Source organism: Paraburkholderia sp. AV2, from assembly GCF_054968425.1.
On the sequence record NZ_JBANLK010000031.1, the window covers coordinates 19,033 to 39,681 of the forward strand.

The window sequence follows — 20,649 nt, forward strand, 5'->3', positions numbered from 1 at the left end:
CTCCAAATGTTTCATGAGATAGTCCCCCAGGATGAAAACCGATAGCCGCATATCACGGGCCCTGCACGCGCTGATTCACCTGAAGTATGCGGATGGCCCGTTGACTTCCGAAGCGCTCGGCAAGATGCTGGATACGAATGCCGTCGTTGTTAGACGCTTGTTTGGCGGTCTGCGCGACATGGGTTATGTCACGTCAGAAAAGGGGCACGGCGGCGGATGGGTATTGGGCAAACCGCTTGAGAACATTACGTTATTGGACGTCTATCGCGCAGTCGGTGAACCACCGCTTTTCTCGGACCTCGTTTCGCACGATCACCCGGAATGTCTTGTCGAACAGGCGGTGAATGCGCAACTTTCAGAGACGCTCCAGGAAGCCGAGACCGTCATGCTCGCGAGATTCGCGAAAGTCACCATCGCGATGCTCGCGCGCGACTTCGAAGCCTCCACGTCCAGGTCAACGTCGACGAAGCGCCGGTCCCGGTCGACGAGTCGGTGACGTTCGCGTGCCAGCGAGGGTTGATGCCAAGACGGGCAGCGATCGTTGCTCCAACGCTAGCCCCGCCGCATGGGCGAAGCACAGTTGCGCGTCAGGCTTCTAAATCGGACGACTCACAGAATCACCGTCACACCTGATGCATCGCGTATTGCGAGCGGGCGATTCGTCTGCTCGTGGACCTGGACGACGCGAAAACGAGTCTTCGCTCTCTCGTCGACAATGTGAATTTCACGGCGCGGCATCACGGGTGCCGCTGTGCGCGAGTTAGTGGCGCGTCCAACTCGCAAACTCCTTGGCACGGGGGGCAGCGCCGGCTCAAGCATGTGCGCTAGCAGGACGTCCGTTCTCGGCGGTTGAGATGCCGCCTGAGCGTCTGGTCGACACGCGCGGCGAACGCCTCTTAATGGCCGCTCACAAGCATTTCGTCGGCGGCTGCGTTTCAAAAGACTTCGACCGAACACCAGTCGGGCACAAACCCTTCGAAGATGAAAAAATCGTCGATGTACGCGAGATCGAGCTTTTCCAAAGACCTCATACACGCGTCTGCGGCATCTCCGCCGAAAAACGGACCAAGCGAGATCAGATTGCTAGATTCGTCAAAGTATGTCCGCAAATTAAATTCCGCCATAACCGTCGAGAGATCGACATTCTTGGCCGTGAGTGCGGCTCGTCGGACAACGATTCCGAAATCTCGCGATACCTTCATCTGTAGATGGCCGGAGCAAATGTGTAGCCACGATTGTTAACGATCTACGTGTCGGTGTCGACTGGCCGTTGGTGGCGGCCGACTACCGCCCGATGCAGTTGGCCGTAGCCGACCCGCATCGGCCGTTCCACGCACGGCCTGACGGATGTCTCTTGACGATGCACAGCGGTCCCCCCCAGGCTTTCGCATCAGACGACAACCGGAGACGAACCCGGATTCGAGCGCGACCAGAGGCCATGCGCCACGTCGTCGATTGCACGCACGAGGTGGCCGATATCGTCCTCGCGTGTGGTGTCGATACGCATGGGTCCGCCGATGGTGTCCAGGGTCATTCGCAACGAGATTCCGCCCGGCGCGAGCACCGGCGAAGTAATCGCCCAACTCTCACGTCAACGCCTCAAGGCCCGTCGCCCCAACGAGGAACGCCACGCGCGCAAGGAAGCCGAGGATCTAGACCTTTATCCATGTCGCGTTCCTTCATGCCTTGTTTGTCGCGTCGTCGTGCACGTGCCGCGCTTCATCCCGCCAGTCTTGCCGCGCCCGGCGCATGGTCGCGATGGCCAGACGTGCGACCTTGTGCCAGGCGTAAGGCCGCGGATCGGCGATCATGCTGAGTGCCCGGGCATAGTCGAGCGTGAGCCCTGGCGTCCAGGCCATGGTGACGGCGCGCTTGCGAATCTGCGCGGCAACCCACAATTCCGGCGTCACGATCATCCTGAACAAGGCGCCCCAGCCCGCGCGTGCGCCATACAGGCGGCCCGCCGCACCTTCCAGTGCCGCTTCGAGCGCGCGTGACACGCTGCTGGAACAGTTTCGATGCGTGAGGTTATAGGTCGCATCTTCCTTGTAGATGCGCCAGAACCGTTCGAGTCGCAGCGGATCGTAGTTGCGAATGCGCACGCGCACAGTGGAAGGACACCAGGCCTTCGACTCGATCGTATAGCTTGGCTGAAACGTGCCGGGCACATCGTTTTCTCGTGTCGCGCGCAGCAGACGCGCGAAATCATCTGGAGAACGATCTATCTCGATTGCCGGATAAAGACTCACATATATACCGCCCGGCGATTCGAGCGCGGCGTGTCCCGTCGAAATCACGCCGTTCCGGCCGACGGCCGCGATATACCGATCCACCAGCAAGCGCCGCTGCACTTCCTGCTTCGACGAACCTACCGGCGTCCACACATGCACCGTCAGCGCCGGCTCGTCGTCGGCAGGCGGACCGTCCCATTCGTGTTTGTCGAACGCGGGAAGCGCCGGTGCATCGTGAGCATTTTCGAGGCTCGCCGTTGCGGCGTCAGCTTCGCCCGATAGCGCGGGGTTGCGGGTGAGCTTACGCACGCGCAAGGCGATAAGAATCAGATTCCAGCCCGCGAAAATGCACAGCGCGCCGACGCAATACGGCACCGTGCCGATATAGTGCGTCGGATAAGGTTGAAACATGAAGACGGCCAGTGCGACTTCGAAGATCGCAAAGCCGAGCGCGGTGCGCCAGCGCCGATAACGCACCACCAGGGCGGATGCCGCCTGCAATACGCCATCGCTAAGAAATACCGCGCCGATCAACACAGAAAGAATGAAATGGCCATGATGCGATCCCTCCAGGATCAGCACCGCCGCGACGACGAATGTGATTCCCTTCGCATACCGCAGCCTGCGCTGCCCACCCACGCCCGACCATGCCACCGAAAGCGTCACGAGCCCCTCGGCGAGCAAAAGCCAGCCAACCCATGAAATGGGAAAGCCCAGCGCGCCGTCCAGTGCATCGATGAGCACGCCGATCCCAAGCAACGACAACAGCACGCCCGCCACCATCAGGCTGCACCAGCGATTGCGCAGAAAGTCCGTGCCTAGCAGAATCAGGATCAGTTTGACCATCTTTCTCGGCTCTCACTATCGGATGCGGCTAGAAACCCTCAATACGACGTATGGTATTGCAGGACAGTTACATTGCGCCATTTTCGCGCGGTCATTCGAAATCACCGCCAACCCCGACACTTGACGATGAGGCCGTCATGTTCGATCGATACCAATGGATCAACGCCGGTCTGATGGTGCGCGAAAGCGCGGAACGCTGGGTGAAAGCGGGTGCCGAATACAACGATGGCGCCCTAACCTTTCCTGTTCGGCAAAAAGATAACAGGTTGGCGTCTGAGCAGGACGGCTTTCACTATTTTGCGAACATGGGCGCTTCCTCTTTGCGTGGCGACGCTGCTATCTTCGCCACCCAAGGAATGGCGATTCCCAAACGCTCAGCCGCCGTTCGAGCGTCGGTTTAGTCGGTTCAACCAGTGTCCACTCCTGGCCGCGCTGCGTCCCCCGACCAAGTACAACAATCGCATCATACGCACGGACGGGCTGCTGATGCAGCGCCGAGCGATTCCGCCTCGGCCGCAACATCGCCACGACGACAAGGTGGTCGTAGCGCACAGCAATCAGAGTTGGTGCTCGGACGGCTTCGAATTTCGCTGTGACAACGTCGAACCGCGGCGCGCGACGTTTGCTCTGGATTGCTGCGACCGTGAAGCGATGAGTTGGGTGGCCGCGACGGCTGCTCACAGCGGCGACATCGTGCACGACGTGATGCTGGCTGCAGTGGAAAACCGGTTTGGCAACGAGTTGCATACACCGTCCGAAATCGAGTGGCCGAGCGACAACGGTTCGGGCTATACGGCCGACGACACGTCGGTTCGCGGTGGCCATCGGCCTGAAGCCATTGGCCACGCCGGTGTGCAGCCCGCAAAGTCACGGAATGGCCGGGAGCTTTGTCAAGACGATGAAACGCGACTACGTCGCCTTCATGCCGGAGCCAGATGCAGCGACCGCGGCACGCAACCTGGCCATCGCGTTCAAGCATTACAACGAGAAGCATCCCCATAGCGTGCTGAAATACTGCTCGCCCCGCGAGTTTCGGCGCTCGATGGATTCGGCAACTTTAGTGTGACGCTGTGTCCGGGATTACAGGGTCAACTCCAGCATCAATCGCCGCGCTCCTACGGAGCCGACCATTCCCCTTCCACTATAAACCGGCCCGCCCTTGCTGCTGCAACATCAAGAACATTCACACCGCCCCGCGCCAGACGACCTTATCCACCACGTTAAGCATGGTTTAAGGATTGCTTAAGGATGGCAGACCATAACCGAACTATGGAGTCGATGCGCCCCGGCATCCTTCGACGCTGTGGACGTGGGGGAAATACCATGAGTCTCGTCCTTCCCAGCGCGGTCTTCGCCATCTCGCTGATCATTCCGGCCGCATCGTTCGCCGACCAGTCGACGAGTGTGTCCGCTGCGTATCGGCAACGGTGCGATCGATCATTCGCCCAACGGATCCTCAATGCCCGAAAACCTCGATACATCCTCTCGGGCAGTTAGCGCTGCCCGCGCCTACCGGTACGAAAATGGTCCCGTTCTCACTGGCAATCGAATGCGCGCCCTTTCCAGTGGGAACGTTGCCTATCCATCGAACTCGGCGCGCGTCAATGATCCCGACAACGGGTCCACCGGGGTTACCTACCGCAGCCAGTACATAATGTCCCGACGCCGGGTCATACCAGATCTCGTCGGATCCACCGACTTGCCCAAAGGTCCGGCTCACTTCGTCGGTGTCCACATTGAGCAATAACGTTCGTGCGGGAAAGCCCGCACTCACGGCATCATCACTACATCCGACAAGCAATTGGTTTCCCGGCCCCACAGCGAGTCCGGCCGGCATGCACTTCGATACATGATCCATTCTGACAAGCCGCCCTTGCCTCGGATCCAGCACTGCGACTCCTCCATCGGCGGGCTTATTGTCGAGCTTCGGAATCGCAACATAAACCATGCCGCTTCTCGCGTCCCAGACCGGCTGCTCGATCCCGTCGCTTGCCATGGGTAATGTGATTTTCGAACGGACGGCGTATGGTGGCCGCGATGAAATCAGCGTCACGAAAGGCGGTTCGTCGGCGTTGTTAGCGGCAATCACCAGATGATCTCGCGGATCGTACGCGAGTTCATCCACTCGTTTGACACCCTCGGTCGAAACCGATGTAACAGTGTGCGCAGCGATGTCGATAATCTTTGCACTACTGTTTCCGTCCCCCGCCCAGACTTGATGGCCGTCGATGAGGAGCACACCGTTAGGGCCGCCACGGTCATCACTTTGCGCTCCTTCAAATCCACCAAGTCTTGCCACGAACCTGTGATTTCGTGTGTTGACGAGGTCGACTGAGGCATTTGACCGATCAGCCAATGCGTATAGGCCACCAGTTGCAAAGCCAATATCAAAGCTCTTCAGTGGCACGCCGGGTAAATCGATTCGGCCGACGAAATGTTCCAGCCCATTCGCATGAGCGGTAACGACACACGTCGCAGAGAATATGAGTGCGCCGATAGTTGAGATGTTGAATGGCATATTTGCACGGATAGGTTGAACAGTGCATGCAGTTGTCGGAAGCCAACAGACCGGGAAGCAACGCATCGAGATATCGGATCAACCGGAAGCCGGGCGATATTCCGGAGGAATTGAGTCCGCAGTCCCCGACGAAATCGCAGAATCGCGACAGTCTAGACGATCAAGCCTTATCTCAACCTTAAGCGCTGCAAGACACAAAAATTACGAGAAAAACCGCTGAAAATCAGTACGTGCCATGCCCGAAAGCCAGTTACTATCCGGCGATTGATAGTGGGCGTGCGATGAGGTCATTGTTAGCCGCCTTGCGATTCCCCACACGACACTGTTCGTGCGACAGCATTACGAAACATCGTGAGAAAGATTTTTTCCAATCCGGCTGTATTTTCAATTGCACTAGTCATCTCCGGATGCACGTCATACCAGCCGTTGCCGCTAGCGCAACACGCCCGGCTTGCGGAGCATATCGAGAACATCCGGCATACCCTTCCCGCGCTTGCGGGCGAGACTGCTGCGACCGACATCGACATCACCAGACCGCTGACCGTCGCACAGATTGGCTTGCTCGCTATACTCAACGCCCCTGAACTACAGACCGAGCGAGGCGAACAGGCAGTTGCCGAAGCCCAACTGATCCAGAGCGCGATGCTTCCCAACCCATCGGTCGGCCTCGGATATGCTGCGTTGCTCGGTGGCCCCGGCACCACCGGCGCGTACACGGCGTCCCTTTCCCAGGACATTGCCTCGCTCGTAACCTATCGCCGACGCGTTGCCGCCGCGCGCGCCGGCGTGGAACAGGTCAATGCCAATCTGCTCTGGAAAGAATGGCAGGTTGCGCAAAAGGCACAACTTCTCGCTGTCGATCTGTACTGGGGAATCCGTTCGATCTCCGCCATGGAGGAGGAACTCGCCCTGGTATCGCAAACGACTTCCGACGTGCGCAACGCGGTCGCCGCCGGCGACATGGGCCTTGCTGATCTCGCCCCCGTGCAGGATTCAAAGGCCACGACCGAGCGGTCGCTCGAATCGCTGCGCGAATCACAGTCGGCCAACTGGCAGAGCCTCGATGCGCTTCTTGGCATGAAGCCCGAGGTCCGGTTTGCCATTGCCAAACCCAACCTTCCCGCCCTTCCCGCCGATTCCGACGCGCTGGTAGCCAATGTCCAAAGCCGACGCCCGGACCTGGTTGCACTTCAGCTTGGTTATCGCTCTGCCGACGAAAGCGTGCGAGCAGCCATCCTCGGACAGTTTCCCGCACTGGTGCTGGGAGGAACCTGGGGCTCGGATACGTCGGACATCAGATCAGCCGGCCCGGTAGTAACCTTCGACCTTCCCATTTTCGACCACAACCAGGGGCAGGTCGCACAGACACAGGCAACCCGCCTGCTCCTGCATGAACAGTATCAGCAACAACTCGACGATACCGTCAGCAGCATTCTCGGCCTCCAGGCGAAAAGTCAGCGCATCGCCGCGACTCTTGAGACAGCCAGGCAAGCAGCAATGTCCGCCCGATCTCACGCCAATACGGCAAGGAGTGCCTACGAAAGCAGAGATATCGACCAGCGTACGCTTACCGACTACGAAACGACCTCACTGCAGAGAACGACCGAGGTGTTCGACCTCGAACGCGGACTCGACGAAGCGCGCGTCGCGCTCGCACTGGAACTGGGTCTCGGACTACCCTCGGCCCGCATTGCTCCGCTTGATCAAACGAGGTAATCACGATGCCTCTCAAACCCCTTGCCATCCTCACATTAGTCATGTTTTCAGCGCGTTGTCTGGCAGATGCACCAGGTCCCGCGCCCAGTGTGCTCGTCACGACCACCACACTGCACCACGCGAGCTTGCCGCACACGATCGATGCCTACGGCGTTGCGCAGATCCCCGCGCAGGCAATCCATAGTGTAACGGCCACTACATCGCAAGCCGTGAAAATAATTTTCGTCCGGGAGGCCGAGCAGGTCGACGCCGGCGCGCCACTGGTGCAGCTTGCGCCAAGCCCACAGACGACAGCGGGCTACACGCAGGCTCAGTCGGCGGCACGCGTCGCGGAGCAATTAGCGTCGCGTACCCGCCAGTTGTTCGCTCAACACCTGGCGACAGCCCAGCAACTCGCGGACGCGCAGAAGTCCGCAAGCGACGCCCACGCAAACCTCGCTGCACTCACTGCCGACAGTGCCGGTGCGATTACGATCATAAGGTCACCTTACAAGGCGATCGTCGTGCACGTTGCGGCGACCGCTGGCACGCTCGCGTCGGCGGGTACGTCTCTGGTCGAGCTCGCCAGGCCCGACGGCCTCGTCCTGAAGGTCGGTCTCGTGCCGCCCGCCGCGGTCGAGGTCAACCCCGGGAACCCGGCACAGATATCGGCCACTGGCCCGGGGAGGACGTGTTCCGGCACCGTCCGGCAGCGCGGCGCACTGATTGATCCGGCAACGGGTCTCGTCCCGGTGGAGATCGCGGCAAGCGCGAATTGCCTCCTCTCGGGAGAAACCGCACGGGCCACCATCACAGTCGGCAATCTGGAAGGGTATGTCGTGCCACACGCGGCGATTCTGGTCGACGACAAAGGGCATCCGTATATTGTGCAAGCCAATGGCATGACCGCCCGGAAGGTGGCTGTGACGATCGTCGGCATTCACGGCAAGGAAGATGTCGTCGCTGGCGACGGGCTGAACGCTGGACAGCCAGTCGTGCTGTCCGGCAACTATCAGCTCGACGACGGCGACCGGATTCGACTCGCTCCGTCCGACGCGGGGGCCCAATGAGCTTTGCCACCTGGCTTCAGCGCTATCGGCTTCCGGTACTCTGTGTGGCCTTCGTGCTCGCGCTCGCCGGTGTGTATGCCACCGTGAATTTGCCGGTAGGACTGTTTCCCGTCACCAGTTTCCCCCGCATCCGCATCGAGGTGGATGCGGGCAGCATGCCCGCCAGGCAGATGCTCGTCGACGTGACGGAACCTCTGGAGACGGCCGCACGTGCGGTGCCCGGGGCCGTGGACGTTTCGTCGACAACCTCGCGAGGATCGGCTGAGATCTTCGTCGACTTCCCGTGGGGATTCGACATGAATCAGGCATTGCTGAGCGTTGACGCAGCCTTCGCGCAGCGCATGCCCGATCTTCCCCAGGGAACAGCCTATAGCGCGATCCAGATGAGCCCGAACATCATCATGCCGTTTGTATCGTACGCACTGGTTTCCGGAAGTATTCCGTCCTCTGAACTGCGGCAGATCGCGTACTACCAGATCAGACCGCTGTTGACCGGCATAGCCGGTATTCGACGCATCGGCGTGCTGGGCGGCAAGACACCCGAGGTGCAGGTCTCAGTCGAGCCGCAAACACTCCAGGCCTATGGTCTTACGCTGGCCGATGTCACCCGCGCCCTGTCGGATACCAACACCGTCACAGCGGTTGGCCGGCTGGAGGATGACGATCGGCTCTATCTTGCCGTCGGCAACAATGCGTACACTTCGCTCGACGCGGTACGCAAGGTGACGATCCGAACGGGTAAAGGGGGGGTCGTGCCCCTCGCGCAGATTGCGCGGATCAATATGGGATCGGAGCCTCAATGGCTGCTCGTGAGCGATAACGGTCATCCCGCAGTCACGTTCGACGTATTTCAGCAGGATCATTCGGATTCGCTGGGCCTCGCGAAGCAGGTGACGCAGCGCCTCGATGCGTTTATGAAAACGCAGTCGAAAGAGATTCACCTCTACAAATGGTACGACCAGACCCAACTTGTCCGCTCGTCGATTTCAGCTCTCGAGGAAGCTATCGCCATCGGTCTCGTCTTCGCCGCAGGCGTGCTTTTCGCTTTCCTCAGAAACTGGCGCGTCACCGCGGTGGCCATGATCATCGTACCGATGTCCGTGCTGTGCAGCATTCTGATCCTGTCAATGTTCGGGATGACCTTGAACATCATGACGCTCGGCGGCATAGCTGCCGCCATCGGACTGCTCATCGACGACGTAATCGTCATGATCGAGCACATTGCCCGCCGCGCCGGCGCCCCGGATCAGCAAAACCCCGATGCAACCGTGCTTAAGGCCGCACGGGAATTTCTCTCTCCCCTGCTCGGCTCGTCACTCGCCACCACCATCATTTTCATTCCGCTCGCCTTCCTTTCCGGCGTCACCGGTGCGTTTTTCAAGTTCCTGTCGTTGACGATGGCGGTGTCGCTGATCATTTCCTTCATGCTCACCGCATTCGCCTCGCCGCTGCTCGCGCGGATGCTAATCGACTTCAGTAAATGGTCGGATCCGGGCCACGGCAGACAGACGCGGGCGCGGCAAGTTCATGCGCGGCTGCTCGACCAGTTGTTTCGCAGTCCCTGGCTGATTGCTCCTGGCCTGCTCGTTCTCGCTGGTGTCGGTTATGTGGCTTACCATCACGTCGGCACGGGTTTTCTGCCCCGCATGGACGAGGGCGGCTTTGTGCTCGACTACAACACGGCACCTGGCACGTCGCTGAGCGAAACCAACCGCGAACTCCAGCAGGTCGAGGCGCTGCTCAAACAAAGCCCCTACGTGGATACGTACTCGCGCCGCACCGGAGGAGGACTTGGGGGCGATCTCACGGAAACCTATCAGGGCGACTTCTTTGTTCATCTAGTGGATCCTTCAAAACGCCCCGACATCTGGAAAGTCATGGATGGCATATCCGGTGATATTGCCCAGCTCGTGCCCGGAATCGATTTCGACGCCCACCAGTTGATGGACGACATGATCGGCGACATGGTGGGCCGTCGGCAACCCGTCGTGGTGCAATTGAGCGCAAAGGATCCGGATGTCCTCGGTGAAGTCGCGAAGAAGGTGGCTGACTCCATCCGCAAGGTTCCGGGCATCGAGCCGGCATCAGTGAATGACGGTGTGATCCCCGCTGGCGACGCGCTCGAGATTCACGTCGATCCAGCAGCAGCGTCCCTCAAGGGAATGACATCCGCCGATGTCGAGGCACAGGTCTACCATTATCTGAACGGCAAGGTGGTCACCCGTTACCTCGGTACGACACAGGATGTCGGGGTCAGGCTTTGGCTGGACGCGCCGCATGACCCGATCTACAGGGACCAGCTTGGCGAACTCCCGATCACTACGCCGGATGGTCAGCTGTTTCCGCTTGGCACGGTGGCGACTGTGCAGTTCGTTTCCGGACAACCGCAGCTGACGCGTGACAATCTCGCCCAGATCGTCGCCGTCACGGCGCAGATCGGCGGGTCGCATGACCTGGGTTCAACCATTGCCACCGTCAGGCAGGCGCTCGACCAACCCGGCATCATTCCGCCCGGCGTGACCTATACGTTCGGTGGCGCCTGGCAGCAACAGCAGATGGCGGCCCGGGGAATGATCAAGGTGTTCGCGGTGGCGGTCGCCGCGGAACTGGTTCTCCTGCTATTTCTGTACCGGGAACTGGCCATTCCGCTGGTCATCATGGCCACCTCGCTTATTTCGACCGGCGCCGTGTTCATCGGCCTCTGGCTGACCGGCGTCGAGCTGAACATCACGGCCATGATGGGCATGGTGATGATCGTCGGCATCGCGACGGAGATGGCGATTTTTCTCGTTTCGGAGTACCAGATGCTGCGCAGAGGGATGAGCGCAAGCGTCGCAATACAGGAGGCGGCGCTCAATCGGCTTCGTCCGATCCTGATGAGCACCCTCGCGATGATATTCGCGCTCGTTCCGTTAGGTGCTTCAATCAGCGGATCGGGCGATCAGATGCTGCAGCCGCTGGCTATCGCGATTATTTCGGGGGCGCTCGTGCAGTTGCCGCTCGTACTGCTCGCCATGCCTGTGACAATTGGTCTCCTCGGACGCAACCGTGTCCGGAAGGAGGAGTCGTGAACTGCGTACCTGATCGGGCGCCCAGAAGTCGGGCACCGCAAACGGTCAACGTAGGACGCCCCCTGCAAGCAGTGCCACGCGAGGCACTACGGGCTCTTACAAATTTAACGAACGCAGGAGAGGCTGCCAGCAACGACGCGATCTGAATCTGCCGACTAACGGGGCTATGTGCCTCACGACACGAGCTTCTCGCACGGCGCAATGAAAGGCACCTGGAGAGTAGCCGCCGCGCCGCGCGTATGCCGGCGGATTTACCTCGTTCGCCTTTCCGCCGAAAACCTCAACTCACCCAAAAAATGAGTATCAGATGGAGCGCAAGATCGCGGGACTGTCTGGCACACTGGCCGGCCTTGCCACCCTGGGAAGTACGGGTGCACACGCTGCGGCCGATGTCGCTGCACCGCAGGCACCCTTGTCGGCGGCGTCCTATCCGACCTGCTTCAACCCATTCCGAACGCTGTCGAGACACTGAAAGCCCACAACGCGGAACTGGCACAGCAATCACGTAGAGCGTCACCGGAAATGGAACAGGTGCAATGGTAACCTTTGCCGAAAGCGCGAAATGGTGGCCAGTTCACACCAGTTTCGGGGTTAGGGCCGAACCTCCCTTCGAAGACAAATTGACCATCACGGCGGCTGACCCGAACCTCGCTGTCGTGAGGATAGAAGAGTTCAATCCCGTACTGTGCGCCTTCCACGAACGGCAAACAACGCCAACCCTGCTCGTGAGAGCCATCCCGCCGCGACTCCTTCGTTCCGCCCCAACCCGGTACTTCGATCCGTGTGCGGCGCGGTGCCAGACGAGGTTGCTATAGCCTGATTTTGACGTTGACCATGATAGTGCTCTGGCAATAAAGAAATGGATTGATACAAATCCACCGGAGGGTGACGCCTACACGCATATCCCCCAATTTATATCATCGGGTTCGTGCCTCGCGCGATTGTGGGTTAATCATACGTATTTCTGAAGTTCTGGTTCGATCGCCTCCTGATACGTGAATCGGCGAGATTGCCAGGATCGATGTGGACCTCCCAAAGCGTCCCCACCGCGCCTCCGCAGCTGAATTCGGACTGGTTCACATTAAATAAACTTCACCATCCTTCGAGAAACTGGCATGTCCCGGCCCTCTCTAATCAGGAAGGAGAGACGCACAATGTACAAACTCGTTCTTGCGGCAGGAGTATCAATACTACTGGCGGGATGTGCGCTGGACCAGGGCTATGGATATGACTATGGATATGGCTACGACCAACCATGGTTCACGAACTATTATGGCGACGCACCGGGCTACGAACCCGCCTATGGCGGTGTTTGGGGCGGCGGTGGCGGCTACGATCATTATGGCGGCCGGTATGGCCACGGCTACTGGCACGGTGGCGATGGTTGGCATGGCGGTAGTGGCTGGCATGGTGACCACGGGGGTCCGTGGGGTCACGGGCCAGGAGGTCGGGGCGGACACGGTGGAGGTCACGGCGGGGGCGGCGGGCACGGCAGCGGCCACTAGCATCGCCCGGTTGTGTCGAAGACGGCGTTATGAAAGGAACAACAACTACCAGAGTTGAACAGGCGCCAGAAAATCCTTCTGTACAACTCTCAATATACCGAATCCATTCCCGGTGGGCGGTGCTTGAAACGTCGGCGCACCCAGTAATACTGCTCTGGAAGCCTAATGATCTGCTCCTCGAGAAACGCATTCATGCGTCGCGCGTCGACCTCATCATTCCCCGACGGGAAATCTGCAAGTGCTTCGAAAATTGTCAGCTTGTACCCCTGATACTTCGGAAGCACCTCCGTCACGAACGGGACAACCCGCGCGCCGCCCAGTCTCGCCAGCCGCGAAACAGCCGTGAGTGTGCACGCGGGAACATCGAAAAAAGGCACAAAGACCGAACCGTCGACACCGTGGTCCATGTCCGCTGCAAGCATGACGGGCTTACCGGAACGCAGCAAGCCAACAATCTTTCGTGCACTGGTCGCGCGTTCAATCATTTCGGCGCCGAACCGACCACGTTGCCGCCTGGCCACATCGCATAAGACCGTGTTCGACATACGTGTGTACAGTGAGGCCACAGGGTAGCGGGTTGAGTAGAGCATGCAGCCGACCTCAATGCCTACAAAGTGAAAGCCCATGAAGATGGTGGGTGGTGCAACTTCGTCATCAAGATCGATCCTGCTCTCGATTTGCACGATGTCCCGCATCGACTGGGCATTGCCAAACCACTGAATGCCTCTCTCAAGATAGCTGCGAACAACATGGCGAAAATGAGCTCTTGCGAGTCTCCGCCGCTCACATCCGCTCTTCTCCGGGAAGCAGAGATGCAGATTCACATGGACGATATGCTTGCGGCGGCTCGGCAGCGCATATAACGCAGTTCCAACACCCACTCCGAGCCGCGCTACGAACCCATAGGGAAGTACGGAGAGTAGGCGCAGCAACGTCACGATAAGCGCACGATTGAAGTGTTTCAAAGCCCGTCCCTTATTGATGGCAAAGTCTCGAACGCAAGGTCATACACGACGCAGACGAGCCTCCTGTCCATCGCTGTTTCATTCGCGTGCTTTCGTTCCAGTCCGACATGCCATAATCGAATCGAATATTTACCGGAGTGCATGTACGACTGAACGGACGCAACGGTCCGGGCAATCTCGTCGAACGCACTGCCGTGAAAACCACCTAGTCCCGGCTGCCCCCCGTCTGCCGGCCGACCGGCTCGCTTGACCAACCAGAAAGGCCGACATGGAGCAGCACAAGTCTGCGCCGCATGCAGTGCTTTGAAACGGATACAGTGGGTGAGGCACCGTCGTAAAAAACGGCGTCCCGGTTTGCCAAAGCACGATCAAAAGCCCGTCGAGCAACGATCTTTACCCACACCACCGAGGCCACGATCAGGGAAATAGCGTAGAGCCTGAACGACTCGGGGAGTTGAAGTCCTGTCGATTTATTTGAAATCGCTGCCGGGACGAAGAGGATTAACTGGATGCAAATCGCAGAAAGCGAAGCCACGAAAAGGTGGGTGCGGAAAATACGAATCAACCTGGCACTCTTGTCATAGCGCACGGACACTCTTCCTGATGCTTGTTCGGCGACCGGATGGCACAGCTCAAACCCCGGCTGCAATTCGCAGTTCGAAATATGCACTGGTATGAAGAAAAATCTTTCCCCAACGCATACCATCCAACGATAACACCGGAAGCTTAAGGTACGCTGAGCTGTATCCTCCGATCGAGTGATTGTTTTCTTACTGTTCCATCTGTTCATGTTGGCGTTCGCGCAGGCGCTTTCCGCGGACCGTCCATTTTTTATTCAGCATTCGCAGCACAAACCGCTCGCTTCATCCGAACCACTCATCGCCCAGACACGCCGCCAGATGGCGAGCCGAGGCCATCTTCGCATCGGGAATCTGCGGCAGCACACCTGCTATGACGCAAGTGGCCTTGTCGCGCTCAGGAATGCAGTACGTATGGCGAAGGATTGCTGGCCAGAAGTGAGAAGCGGACGTAATGCTTGCTCAATGCGTTGAGCCTCTTCTCTGGTGAACGTATTGTGAAGCAACTCTCCAAGAGGCGGTGCCCATGGGAAAGGCGGATTTTTCAGCAGAACATCCCACGACGTGGTGGGCGAAGGACCTACGTCGATATGAAATTCCATGTGGATGTCTGTAAACCCCGCATCCATGGCATAGCGCACCAGGTCTCGTTCGTTATAGTTGGTGACCGGATTCGCTGCGATACCTTCGTCGGTACCGGGAAGGTGCGTGATTTTCCAGCGATAAAGCAGACGGGAAATATGATCGTCAGTACCGGCCGGAAGCGCGTCGACCGTCTTCTTCAAGGCAACTACGTCGAGCGCGTCATCACGACAGATAGGCTCGGCGATGGAAATCCGCCCGCCAGGCTTCACGACACGGTAAAACTCGCGCAGCACGGCAGGTTTGTCGGGTAGATAGGCCAGCACCGCACGGGTCGTAACAGCATCGACACTGGCGTTTCCAATGCCCTCAAGCGCCTCGGCTGAGCATTGGGTAAAAGTGCACTGTTCTCGAACCCCGCATTGGATCGCGGTTGCTTCGGCATGCTGAAGCAACGTTGCGGAAATATCAATCAGGATCGTTTGCAGAGAGGGGCCGATGCGGTCTATCGAGCGAAACGCAACCAGTCCATCGCCCGTGCCAACGTCGACAAGGGTCATGCCTGCCCCAAGCCTGGCACCGTCGATGACACGATCGGCATATCGACTGATATCGGCACGGAAAGCCCGTTCGTGAGCGGGATCGCCGGCAAATCGCTCACGCAGAAGCCAATTGGCCCAGAGGTCGGATTGGATGCCTTCTCGCTTGGTGTTCATCGATTGCAGGTCCACTAGAATGCCTGGAAATTCGCTGGATAAGCTGATCCCATTCAGGACCGAAACAAAGCGTTGTTCGGAGGGTTGTTTTGTAAGCCTGAACTATATCGGCCAGAACTTATGGCAACCTTAAGGGCTCCGTCCGTATTGGCGATGCTCATACCGTGAGCTGCGCGCGGCAGCTTCGCCAGTCAGACAGCCACCGGGGAAGAAGCAGGTGCTAACCGGACAGGCCCGGGAGTAGTCGGGTCGGTAGAGATGGATGGAGACGCGGGAACCCTGATTTTTCGCCGTCTCGCTGATTCAACATGGGGGCGGCAGGTGAACCGCAAGGAACGCTGCTGGGAAAGCGGGAGTGAGAACGCGCAAGAAGCGAAGGGTGCCCGTAACGAGTGGCATAAGGATTCAAAATTTGCTCCGACCTGAAAGGGTGCTGACATGCGCGTGGTGCGGCTATCGTAGGCCCGCATCAGGGATTCACTGAAGGGATGCTGGTGAGAGACCGGTTGGGCCACGGTTCAGCACCCTTGTCTCGGTAGCGGGACGAATCAACGATGTGACACCAGCGAAGATTGCCGATGCACGAGGCAACCGGCATCGGTGAGATGCTTAATGCCGCGCGCGAGCCGTATGCGGCGAAACTCGCACGTACGGTTCTTCGAGGCCGCATTTCCGGAAGGAAGCGCGGCTACCCTCTCGAAGCGTGAACAGACGACAGCGGCAGCGAGGGAGAGCAACGCAACATGAATGTCGAGACGACGCTCGAAACGAATGCGCAGTTTGCCGAAACCGGCAAACCAGGCATGAGCGCGTTCGACGACCCAGCGATGCCGCTCCTTGCTCTCTCCCCCTTTGCGAGCGATACGAGCCACGATTCCGCGCCGCCTCAGGTAACGCCGACAGCGGGCAAAGTCGTAGCCCTTATTGGGGGGCTGGCCATTCAGTCCAGACATCGCCGGGATGGCATCGACTGTCCACTCAAACGCCATCGAGTCGTGCCGGTTGGCCTCTGTGACCGTGACAGCAAGCGGAATACCTCGCGCATCTACGACGATGTGCCGCTTCGACCCGAGCTTGCCCCTGTCTGTCGGGTTGGCGCCGGGTTCCAGCCCCAGGGAGCTGGAAACGCTGGCCGCATCAAGGCTCGCTCGCTCCCAATCAACCTGGTCGTGCTCACGCAGTCGGCGCAGCATTGCCAGGTGCAACCGACCCCATACGCCTGCATGCTGGGCGGCGTCCCGGTCGGTCGTACAGGCATGCCCGAGGAAGTAGCGGAACTGACTGCATTTCTTGCTTCGGAGCGGGCAGGCTTCACTTGCGGCGTCGACTACGTCCTCGATGGCGGGACCATCCAGACTGCCTGACTAGCGATGCGAGGCAAAATCGTGCGAGGCGTCAGGTGAGCCATTCCTCGCTCAGGGTCCATAACCGCCGAGCCGCCTCCGTATCCCGCGCCCACGGCAGCACGCCGTTCAAGTCCGTGTGATCTGCATCGACAGCTACGGCAATATCGCAGTCTTCGCAATAGACTCCCCCCTTGCCGTCGAGCATCGGGTTCGTGGCGCACCATACCGTCGTCGCAGCACCCTGCGCGACGCTCTTGTATAAATGCCGCTGTTCGGCCGGAATCTCGCCCTGCTCGTTTCTGAACCCCAAGGCCTGCAAGTCGGCGAGGCTGATATGCCGCTGCAGGCCGGTCTCGATCCGCCCCGGATGGACCGAGAACGCCCGAATACCGTCAGCCGCGCCGCGCCGATCGAGTTCAACGGCGAACAGCGCCGTTGCCGTCTTGGCCTGTGCATAGGCGATCCACCGGTCGTAGGCGCGCCGATGGAAATGCGGATCGTCGAAATCGAACGCGGCCCTGCGATGCGCGCCAGAGGACAGCGCAACGACACGGGCACCCTGCGCGCGCTGAAGCACGGGCCACAGACGCGCGACCAGCCTGAAATGCCCGATATGGTTCGCGGATAACTGTAGCTCGTAACCCTTACCGTCCCGCGCAAACGGCGAAGCCATCACCCCTGCGCTATTGACCAGCAAATGCAGCGGACGGCCACTGCTCAGGAATGCCTCGGCAAAGGCATCAACCGAGAGCGGATCGAGCAGATCGAGCGCCGCGAATTCCAGGCGGTCGATACCGTCGAGTGCCTGACGCGCTTTGTCCAGATCGCGTGCGGGAATGACAACCGTGGCACCGGCCTGCGCGAGCGCCCGTGTCGTTTCCGTTCCGATACCCGAATATCCGCCCGTCACGATAGCAATTTTCCCAGTCAGATCGACGCCCTGTATGACATCGGCTGCTGCCGAATGGAATCCGAACCCAGAGTTCAGCGGTGCCTGCATCGTGGTCATTATCAAGCTCCTGTCTGTTCGGTCGAAGAAAGCACGGCAGCCGGCTCGTAGTATTCGGTGACAAGCCCATCCGGATGTCGGGCAAGCAGGTTGCGACCACCGGCGGCACTCTCATGAATGCCCTTGACGATCTCTGCACCCTGCGCCTCGAGCACGGAGGCAATATCGTCGAGCGAATCGACTGTGAGCACGGCCTGAACCGGACGTAACGGCTCAAGCGTAGCGTCGTCTCCAGCCAGCAACACGAAGCTGCCAACGACGGCGACATGGACTCCGGCTTGCGGCATTGCGATCCGGCGACGGCACCTAGTGGATTGAATGGCTTCGTAAAAGGTCACCATGGCGTCGAGCTGGTCGGAGGTCACATCGACGGAAGGCATAACTCAGGATGCTCATGCTTGCTCCTGATTCAGCATCACGACACACTCGAAACTGCCTGCCTTGGCCGCCATCCGCATCCCTCGGGGGAGTTCGTTGAACGGCAGTGTGATCGCCCGGATCGCGCCGAGATCCAGCAGACCGGCACGCACGAGATCGAACAAACGGCGGTACGCGCTGCGCGGATACATGAAGTTGCCGATGATCTCCCAGCCATTGAACATGACTTCCAGATAGGAGATCGGCAGCGGCACGGTCATCGAGCCCATCAGGACCAGACGCCCTTCGCGACGCAGACTGCGGAGCACGGCCAGCGTCATGTCCGGGCTGGTCGCACCGCCGACCATATCGAAGGCCAGGTCCGCGCCGCCACCGGCTTCGCGGATGCGGGCCGTGTCGGCCGCAGCATCGCCGGTCGCCGGCACCGTCACGACACGTGCCCCGCCCGTCCTGGCGATCGCGGCGAGCGCATCGGCATTACGACCAACCGCTACGACACGCCCCGCGCCCATCGCCAGGCCGAGCAACACCGCCGCAGTGCCATAAGCGCCCGTGGCGCCTGAAACCACCAGCGTTTCTCCAGCAGCAAGGCGGCCGCGCAGCAAACCACCATAAGGCACGATATAGCGCATGCTGCTGGCCAGACTGGCCGCATCGTGATCCTCTAGCCCGTCGATCGGCGTGACGGTCGTTGCCGGCAACAGAGCATATTCGGCCAGCGTGCCGTCCGACCAGTCCCGTTGCATGTCTTGTGCGACCGCACCGAGCGCCGTCACTCCCAGCAGAAACTGCCCGGGTTCGGCGACGTTCTCCTGCGCCACGACATGCGAGGAAACCACCACGCGCTGACCGGGTTTCAGGTGCCAGACGTCCGATCCCACGGCGTGAACAACGCCGACGCCATTGCCGCCCGGAATAAACGGCCGGTCGGGTGCATGGTAGATCGGCAGTTGTCCTGCCACGTAGGCATCCATATAGGACATCAGCACGGACGCTTCCATGCGAACGACCACGCTTCCCGCACGCGGTTCGGGCGTCGGAAGATCAACCTGCTGCAGCGTCGCGCCCAGTCTCTCGAGTTGCCATGCTTTCATCGCCATCTGCCCTGAAAAGGAACAGACGGCATGATGATCCGATTTGGTCTATATTTATATAATTAAAAATGCTATTTTTCTATTAGATAGTACAGATATGGATGCACTCTCGGACGTCCTCTCCACGCTGCGCGTCAGCAGCATGCTCTCGACCCGTTTCGAGGGACGCGGCGCCTGGGCCATGCACTTTCCGGCCTACGAGCACATCAAATTCGGCAGCGTGCTGTCGGGCCGCTTCTACTTATGGCTGGAAGACGGTACGCCGCTGGCCCTGGAAACTGGCGACTTCTATTTGATGACATATGGGCAGCCGTTCTATTCGGCCAGCGATCCGACGTGCCCGCCGCAAGACGGCGTGGCGGTCATTCGCAGCTCGCGCGGTGAAGACGGCATTGCCCGCTACGATGGCGGAGGCGAAGCCGCCGAGGTCAGCCTGGCCAGCGGCCGATTTACGTTCGAGGACGACGCGGCCGATTTGTTGTTAAGACATCTGCCGCCGTTGATTCATCTGCGCGCCGCCGATGTCGGGACATCTGCCCTCGCCTGCATACTCGATCTGCTGCGGCTGGAATCCAGTAGTCTGCATGTCGGCGCCGATGTCGCGAGCAGCAGCCTCGCTGCGCTCGCGCTGGTCAACATCCTGCGCGCGTGGCTGAATACGACGCCCCGTTCCGCCGGCTGGCTCGGCGCGCTGTCGGATGCGAAGATCGGCAAGGCCCTGTCCGCCATGCATGCGGAACCGGGCAGGCGATGGACGCTGGAAAGTCTCGCCGATCACGTCGCCATGTCGAGAACGGCGTTTGCCAACCGCTTCCGCAACCGGGTCGGACAACCGCCGCTCGACTACCTTCAGCATTGGCGCATGACGCTCGCGCGCGCGGCGTTACGCCATACCGACATACCGTTGCCCGAACTCGCTGCACGCTTCGGCTATCTGTCCGATACGGCCTTCAGCAGCGCGTTCAAGCGGCATACCGGCGTCAGTCCCGGTCGATTCCGAGCAAAAGAAAAGCGGGAGCAGCCGCGCCACCGAACCGGATAACTG

The 20,649-nt window shown here is 59.7% G+C and carries 17 protein-coding genes and 3 pseudogenes; 10 read left to right on the forward strand and 10 right to left on the reverse strand.

Annotated features, from left to right (window positions below):
• Nucleotides 1–31: 31 nt before the first annotated feature.
• The 3 genes and pseudogenes from V8683_RS20510 to V8683_RS20520 all read left to right on the forward strand — a co-directional run bounded on the left by V8683_RS20510 (nucleotide 32) and on the right by V8683_RS20520 (nucleotide 1,208).
• Complete coding sequence (locus V8683_RS20510) at nucleotides 32–496, forward strand: Rrf2 family transcriptional regulator (protein ID WP_411188439.1); 465 nt, start codon at nucleotides 32–34, stop codon at nucleotides 494–496.
• 75 nt (nucleotides 497–571) lie between these two features.
• Nucleotides 572–699, forward strand: a pseudogene (locus V8683_RS20515) (LysR family transcriptional regulator); the annotation flags it as partial.
• 155 nt (nucleotides 700–854) lie between these two features.
• Entirely contained in the window at nucleotides 855–1,208 is a 354-nt protein-coding gene (locus tag V8683_RS20520) for a hypothetical protein (protein WP_411188438.1), read from the forward strand.
• A gap of 182 nt (nucleotides 1,209–1,390) precedes the next feature.
• Here the strand turns inward: V8683_RS20520 and V8683_RS20525 are convergent, their stop codons facing one another.
• Both V8683_RS20525 and V8683_RS20530 read right to left on the reverse strand, forming a co-directional pair.
• A complete protein-coding gene (locus V8683_RS20525) occupies nucleotides 1,391–1,534 on the reverse strand; it encodes a hypothetical protein (RefSeq protein WP_411188437.1) in 144 nt (47 codons plus the stop codon).
• 145 nt (nucleotides 1,535–1,679) lie between these two features.
• Nucleotides 1,680–3,077, reverse strand: coding sequence for an HdeD family acid-resistance protein (locus tag V8683_RS20530; protein WP_411188436.1), 1,398 nt, complete (start codon nucleotides 3,075–3,077; stop codon nucleotides 1,680–1,682).
• Between the two features lie 137 nt (nucleotides 3,078–3,214).
• Between V8683_RS20530 and V8683_RS20535 the strand changes: the two genes are divergently transcribed.
• Both V8683_RS20535 and V8683_RS20540 read left to right on the forward strand, forming a co-directional pair.
• The gene (locus tag V8683_RS20535; protein ID WP_411188435.1) at nucleotides 3,215–3,478 is read left to right on the forward strand and encodes a hypothetical protein; all 264 of its coding nucleotides are present in this window, start codon (nucleotides 3,215–3,217) and stop codon (nucleotides 3,476–3,478) included.
• Nucleotides 3,479–3,536: 58 nt separating this feature from the next.
• Nucleotides 3,537–4,143 (forward strand): annotated as a pseudogene (locus V8683_RS20540) (DDE-type integrase/transposase/recombinase); the annotation flags it as partial.
• Nucleotides 4,144–4,533: 390 nt separating this feature from the next.
• Here V8683_RS20540 and V8683_RS20545 read toward each other — a convergent pair.
• Complete coding sequence (locus tag V8683_RS20545) at nucleotides 4,534–5,595, reverse strand: YncE family protein (RefSeq protein ID WP_411188434.1); 1,062 nt, start codon at nucleotides 5,593–5,595, stop codon at nucleotides 4,534–4,536.
• Between the two features lie 351 nt (nucleotides 5,596–5,946).
• Here V8683_RS20545 and V8683_RS20550 point away from each other — a divergent pair, with 351 nt between their 5' ends.
• The 3 genes from V8683_RS20550 (at nucleotide 5,947) to V8683_RS20560 (ending at nucleotide 11,431) form a co-directional block, all read left to right on the forward strand.
• Nucleotides 5,947–7,311, forward strand: coding sequence for a TolC family protein (locus tag V8683_RS20550; protein WP_411188433.1), 1,365 nt, complete (start codon nucleotides 5,947–5,949; stop codon nucleotides 7,309–7,311).
• Between the two features lie 89 nt (nucleotides 7,312–7,400).
• On the forward strand, nucleotides 7,401–8,360 hold the full coding sequence (locus V8683_RS20555; RefSeq protein ID WP_411188432.1) for an efflux RND transporter periplasmic adaptor subunit: 960 nt from the start codon (nucleotides 7,401–7,403) through the stop codon (nucleotides 8,358–8,360).
• Nucleotides 8,357–11,431 carry an efflux RND transporter permease subunit gene (locus tag V8683_RS20560; protein ID WP_411188431.1) on the forward strand — a complete coding sequence of 1,025 codons (3,075 nt, stop codon included), beginning with the start codon at nucleotides 8,357–8,359 and terminating at the stop codon, nucleotides 11,429–11,431. Before V8683_RS20555 ends, V8683_RS20560 begins: the two co-directional genes overlap by 4 nt.
• Before the next feature lie 1,594 nt (nucleotides 11,432–13,025).
• Here V8683_RS20560 and V8683_RS20565 read toward each other — a convergent pair.
• From V8683_RS20565 to V8683_RS20580, 4 genes and pseudogenes are all read right to left on the reverse strand, one after another.
• Nucleotides 13,026–13,901 carry a lipid A biosynthesis lauroyl acyltransferase gene (locus V8683_RS20565; RefSeq protein ID WP_411188430.1) on the reverse strand — a complete coding sequence of 292 codons (876 nt, stop codon included), beginning with the start codon at nucleotides 13,899–13,901 and terminating at the stop codon, nucleotides 13,026–13,028.
• A gap of 205 nt (nucleotides 13,902–14,106) precedes the next feature.
• Nucleotides 14,107–14,490 carry a hypothetical protein gene (locus V8683_RS20570; RefSeq protein WP_411188429.1) on the reverse strand — a complete coding sequence of 128 codons (384 nt, stop codon included), beginning with the start codon at nucleotides 14,488–14,490 and terminating at the stop codon, nucleotides 14,107–14,109.
• Nucleotides 14,491–14,850: 360 nt separating this feature from the next.
• Nucleotides 14,851–15,777, reverse strand: a complete 927-nt coding sequence (locus V8683_RS20575) for a class I SAM-dependent methyltransferase (RefSeq protein WP_411188428.1) — start codon at nucleotides 15,775–15,777, stop codon at nucleotides 14,851–14,853.
• A gap of 698 nt (nucleotides 15,778–16,475) precedes the next feature.
• Nucleotides 16,476–17,006: pseudogene (locus V8683_RS20580) on the reverse strand (IS5 family transposase); the annotation flags it as partial.
• On the opposite strand from V8683_RS20580, the gene V8683_RS20585 reads away from it, so the two are divergent.
• Complete coding sequence (locus V8683_RS20585; RefSeq protein ID WP_411190489.1) at nucleotides 17,001–17,141, forward strand: SDR family oxidoreductase; 141 nt, start codon at nucleotides 17,001–17,003, stop codon at nucleotides 17,139–17,141. The pseudogene V8683_RS20580 and the gene V8683_RS20585 sit on opposite strands and share 6 nt — an antisense overlap.
• A gap of 31 nt (nucleotides 17,142–17,172) precedes the next feature.
• Here the strand turns inward: V8683_RS20585 and V8683_RS20590 are convergent, their stop codons facing one another.
• The 3 genes from V8683_RS20590 to V8683_RS20600 are packed head-to-tail and all read right to left on the reverse strand — an operon-like array spanning nucleotide 17,173 to nucleotide 19,604.
• Nucleotides 17,173–18,132, reverse strand: a complete 960-nt coding sequence (locus V8683_RS20590) for an oxidoreductase (RefSeq protein WP_411188427.1) — start codon at nucleotides 18,130–18,132, stop codon at nucleotides 17,173–17,175.
• Nucleotides 18,133–18,134: 2 nt separating this feature from the next.
• Nucleotides 18,135–18,512, reverse strand: coding sequence for a VOC family protein (locus V8683_RS20595; protein WP_411188426.1), 378 nt, complete (start codon nucleotides 18,510–18,512; stop codon nucleotides 18,135–18,137).
• 12 nt (nucleotides 18,513–18,524) lie between these two features.
• Nucleotides 18,525–19,604: a quinone oxidoreductase family protein gene (locus tag V8683_RS20600; protein ID WP_411188425.1), complete on the reverse strand. Its 1,080-nt coding sequence runs from the start codon at nucleotides 19,602–19,604 to the stop codon at nucleotides 18,525–18,527.
• A 97-nt stretch (nucleotides 19,605–19,701) separates the two neighbouring features.
• Between V8683_RS20600 and V8683_RS20605 the strand changes: the two genes are divergently transcribed.
• Nucleotides 19,702–20,646 (forward strand): AraC family transcriptional regulator, encoded by a 945-nt coding sequence (locus tag V8683_RS20605; protein ID WP_411188424.1) that lies wholly within the window; start codon nucleotides 19,702–19,704, stop codon nucleotides 20,644–20,646.
• Nucleotides 20,647–20,649 lie beyond the last annotated feature (3 nt).